1 protein-coding gene is annotated in these 1073 nt (G+C 74.6%); it reads right to left on the bottom strand.

What is annotated here, in order from left to right:
- Nucleotides 1-81 precede the first annotated feature (81 nt).
- The coding region (locus AB0J52_RS41915) for a nitrilase-related carbon-nitrogen hydrolase (protein ID WP_500188872.1) at nucleotides 82-1073 on the bottom strand (992 nt) is incomplete at its 5' end.

The raw sequence follows: 1073 nt of genomic DNA on the forward strand, positions 1-1073 counted from the left end.
GTTTTTTATTTTTCGCCGTCGCGGGCGGCGGTGGCGGCCGCGCCGAACTGGACTCCGCCCCCGGCCGGACGATCTTCCGCGTCACCCTGCCAGGACGTCCTCCCGAGTGACCTCCGCCGCCTCCGCGTCCCGCTTCCGGCCCCGGACCGCGCCGGCGGCGACAAGGACACCGACCGCGCCCAGGCACAGCCATGCGAACGTGTCGCCGACGACGTCGTAGACGGTCGTCCCGCCGCGCGTCGGAACGTAGGCGACGGTCGTCTCGGCCCCGGCGGCGAAGGTGTCGGTGGTCGCCAGCACCCGTCCCTGCCGGTCGAACGCGCTGGTCACGCCCTGGCCGTCCTGCCGGAACAGCGCGTACCCGCCCTCGATGGCGCGCAGCGACGCCTTGCGGGTGTGCGCGTCGCCGTACTCGCGCCAGTCGTGCGACGGGACGAGCATGATGTCGGCGCGCACCCGCATCATCGCGGGGTAGTCGGCGTCGTAGCAGATGACGTTCGCGAGCCTCCCGTACGGCGTGTCCACGACGGGGACGTGCCCGTCGCCCGGCTCGAACGTCTCCGAACCGGGGATCGGGTGCGCTTTCTGGTAGGTCCAGAGCACGGCGCCGTCCGGGCCGATGAGCAGCGTCTCGTCCTTGCCGAACGACGGCCCGGTGGCCCCGTACACGTTCACGCCGATCTCCAAGTAGACGCCGTCGCGGCGGGCCTCGGCGCGGGCCGCGTCGAGCACGGCCCGCTCGCCGGCCTCCTGCGCGGACACGGCGTTCTCCGGCCAGACGACGATCTTCGCGCCCGCTGCGGCCTCCCGGCGGGTGCTCGCGAGCAGGTCGGCCAGGACCGCGTGCATCGCGGGCCCCACCGACGCGGCGGGCGCCGTCGCCACCTCGCGCCGTCCGCCCGGAATCCGGCGGATCGCCGCCTTCTCGGCAGCGCGCAGGTCCGGGCGCGGCCCGACACCCGCGATCCGCACGGTGTGCTGAGCCGAGGAGAAGAACGCCAGCCGCCCGCCGCCGAACGCCACGACGGCCAGCAGGACGCCCGCGAAGACCGCGCACGGACGCGCGGCCCGCC

Source organism: Spirillospora sp. NPDC049652 (genome assembly GCF_040675125.1).
GTDB lineage: Bacteria > Actinomycetota > Actinomycetes > Streptosporangiales > Streptosporangiaceae > Spirillospora.